Origin of the sequence: Streptomyces katrae (assembly GCF_000966975.1) — a bacterium.
Classification (GTDB): Bacteria; Actinomycetota; Actinomycetes; order Streptomycetales; family Streptomycetaceae; genus Streptomyces; species Streptomyces katrae.
This window is the reverse complement of sequence record NZ_JZWV01000810.1, coordinates 1-2,810: the sequence shown is the minus strand read 5'-3', so window position 1 is coordinate 2,810 and position 2,810 is coordinate 1. Positions and strand designations below refer to the sequence as shown.

At 72.0% G+C, this 2,810-nt stretch carries 3 protein-coding genes; 1 reads left to right on the top strand and 2 read right to left on the bottom strand.

What is annotated here, in order from left to right; all coding sequences use genetic code 11:
- The coding region (locus tag VR44_RS27135; RefSeq protein WP_045950244.1) for an acyl-CoA dehydrogenase family protein at window positions 1–1,207 on the bottom strand (1,207 nt) is incomplete at its 3' end.
- A gap of 205 nt (window positions 1,208–1,412) precedes the next feature.
- Between VR44_RS27135 and VR44_RS27130 the strand changes: the two genes are divergently transcribed.
- Window positions 1,413–2,063 (top strand): TetR/AcrR family transcriptional regulator, encoded by a 651-nt coding sequence (locus tag VR44_RS27130; RefSeq protein ID WP_045950243.1) that lies wholly within the window; start codon window positions 1,413–1,415, stop codon window positions 2,061–2,063.
- A gap of 33 nt (window positions 2,064–2,096) precedes the next feature.
- Here the strand turns inward: VR44_RS27130 and def are convergent, their stop codons facing one another.
- Window positions 2,097–2,651, bottom strand: a complete 555-nt coding sequence (def, locus tag VR44_RS27125; protein WP_045950242.1) for a peptide deformylase — start codon at window positions 2,649–2,651, stop codon at window positions 2,097–2,099.
- Between the last annotated feature and the right edge of the window lie 159 nt (window positions 2,652–2,810).

Below are 2,810 nucleotides of genomic sequence, written 5' to 3'. Positions count from 1 at the left end.
GGGTGCGGGCGATCACCAGCCGCTGGATCTCGCTCGTGCCCTCGAAGATCGTGTAGATGGCCGCGTCCCGGTGCATCCGCTCCACCGGGTACTCCCGGGTGAAGCCGTTGCCGCCGAGGATCTGGACCGCCTGGGCGGTGACCTTCTTCGCCACCTCGCTCGCGTACAGCTTCGACATCGACCCCTCCGCCGCGGTGAACGGCTTGCCCGCGATCGCCATCCACGAGGCCCGCCACACCAGCAGCCGGGCCGCGTCGATCTGCGTGCGCATGTCCGCGAGCTGGAAGGCCACGCCCTGGTTGTCGATGATCGGGCGGCCGAACTGGGTGCGGGTCTTCGCGTAGTCGAGGGCCACCTCGTACGCGGCCCGGGCGGTGCCGACCGCCATCGCGCCGACGGCCGGGCGGGAGGCCTCGAAGGTGGCCATGGCGGCGTTCTTCACCCGCTCACCACCCCCGGCCTTCGCCTTCTCCCGGGCCCGCGCGAGCCGCTCGTCGAGCTTCTCCTTGCCGCCGAGCAGGCAGGAGCCGGGGATCCGCACGTCCTCCAGGACCACCTCGGCCGTGTGCGAGGCCCGGATGCCGTGCTTCTTGAACTTCTGGCCCTGCGAGAGGCCGGGGGTGCCCGGCGGGACGATGAAGGAGGCGTGGCCCTTGGTGCCGAGCTCGGGGTCGACCACGGCGACGACGATGTGGACGTTGGCGATGCCGCCGTTCGTGGCCCAGGTCTTGGTGCCGTTCAGCACCCACTCGTCCTTGGCCTGGTCGTAGACGGCCCGGGTGCGCATGGCGCCGACGTCGGAGCCGGCGTCCGGCTCGGAGGAGCAGAAGGCGGCGACCTTCACGTCGTCCGGGGTGCCGTACATCTGCGGGATCCAGGTGCCGATCTGCTCCTCGGTGCCGTTGGCGAGGACGCCGATGGCGGCGAGGCCGGTGCCCACGATCGACAGGGCGATGCCGGCGTCGCCCCAGAAGAGCTCCTCCATGGCCATCGGGATGCCCAGGCCGGTGGGGTCGAAGAACTGCTGTGCGTAGAAGTCCAGCGAGTAGATGCCGACCTTGGCGGCCTCCTGGATGACGGGCCAGGGGGTCTCCTCGCGCTCGTCCCACTCCGCGGCGGCGGGCCGGATCACGTCGGCGGCGAAGCCGTGGATCCAGTCGCGGACCTGCTTCTGGTCTTCGTTGAGCTCCATGGTGAACTCCGCCATGTCCCCTCCAGCTGCTTCACACGGCCGTGCGGCCACATCCGGTAGACCCGCCCCGCGGGTTACTGCCGGTAACATCAACAAGGACCACAGTCTGTTACCGGCCGGTAAGCACTGTCAAGCACCGCCGGTTCGAACGTCAGGGTGTGCGGGGTGTTACGTTGCGTGGGCGTCACGCACCATCGCAAGGGCGGGGAGAGAACACGTCATGCAGACCACCCAGGAGGCCGGGGCCTCGGAGCCGGGAGCGGGCGAGCGCCGCCGGCGCGAGCTGCTCGAGGCGGCGGACCGCGTCGTCCTCAGGGACGGCCCCAAGGCCTCCATGAACGCCATCGCGGCGGAGGCGGGCATCACCAAGCCCATCCTCTACCGCCACTTCGGCGACAAGGCCGGGCTCTACCAGGCCCTGGCCGTCCGGCACACCGACGCCCTGCTCGACTCGCTGAGGGCCGCGCTCGACGCCCCGGCCGAGCGCCGCAGCCGGGTGGAGTCCACCCTCGACACCTACCTCGCCGCCATCGAGGCCCGCCCCCAGGTGTACCGGTTCCTGATGCACCCCGCCGAGGACTCGCAGAGCTCCGAGCGCGGCTTCGACGTCGGCCTGCACTCCGCCCCGCTGCTGCGCCGGCTCGGCGAGGAACTGGCGCAGGTGGTGGGCGAACGCGTCGACCTCGGCCCGGGCGGGGAGCAGCTCGCCCGGATCTGGGGGCACGGCATCGTCGGCATGATGCACGCCGCCGGGGACTGGTGGCTCGGCGAACGCCCGTGCGCCCGGGCCGACCTGGTGGCCGGCCTCACCGACCTGCTCTGGGGCCGCCTGGCCACCGCCGGCAACCGCGAGGACGGCCCGGGCTTCTGACGCCCGGGCCCGGCCGCGGCGCCGCCGGCCGGGCTACCGCTGCGCGGCCGCCCGGCCCCAGGAGGTCTTGCGGATGGCCCGGCGCAGCAGGCGGGCGCGCAGACCGGTCACCCGGTCCGCGTAGACGGTGCCGTCGAGGTGGTCGCACTCGTGCTGGAGGCAGCGGGCGAAGAAGCCCGTGCCCTCGATCCGCACCGGGCTGCCGTCGGAGGTGACCCCCTCGACGACCGCGCGGTCGAAGCGGGCGGTGCCCGCCTCCAGCCCGGGCAGCGACAGACAGCCCTCGGGGCCGAGGAACTCGTCCCCGTCCGCCTCGACCAGACGCGGGTTGACGACGTGTCCCACGTGGCGGACGTCCTCGTCGTCGGGGCAGTCGTAGACGAAGACCCGCTGCCCGACGCCGATCTGGTTCGCGGCGAGGCCGACCCCCTGGGCGGCGTACATCGTGGCGAACATGTCCTCGATGAGCCGGTCGAGTTCGGGCCCGAAGGCGGTGACCTCCGCGCAGGCGGAATGGAGCACCGGATCACCCAGCAGGCTCATGGTGCGGACGAGGCCGGTGGTACCGGGGATGGGGCGCTGTCGCATGGCCGTAAGGGTACGACGGGCGAATATATGAGGAGATCCGCGGCGGACCTGGGGCGCCGCGGTCAAGGCTCCGGCCGGTACTGGATAGGCTGGGGCCACCGACGCTAGGAGGACAAAGGACGATGGCAGGCAACACGGAGCCGCTTTCGCCGCGGGCCA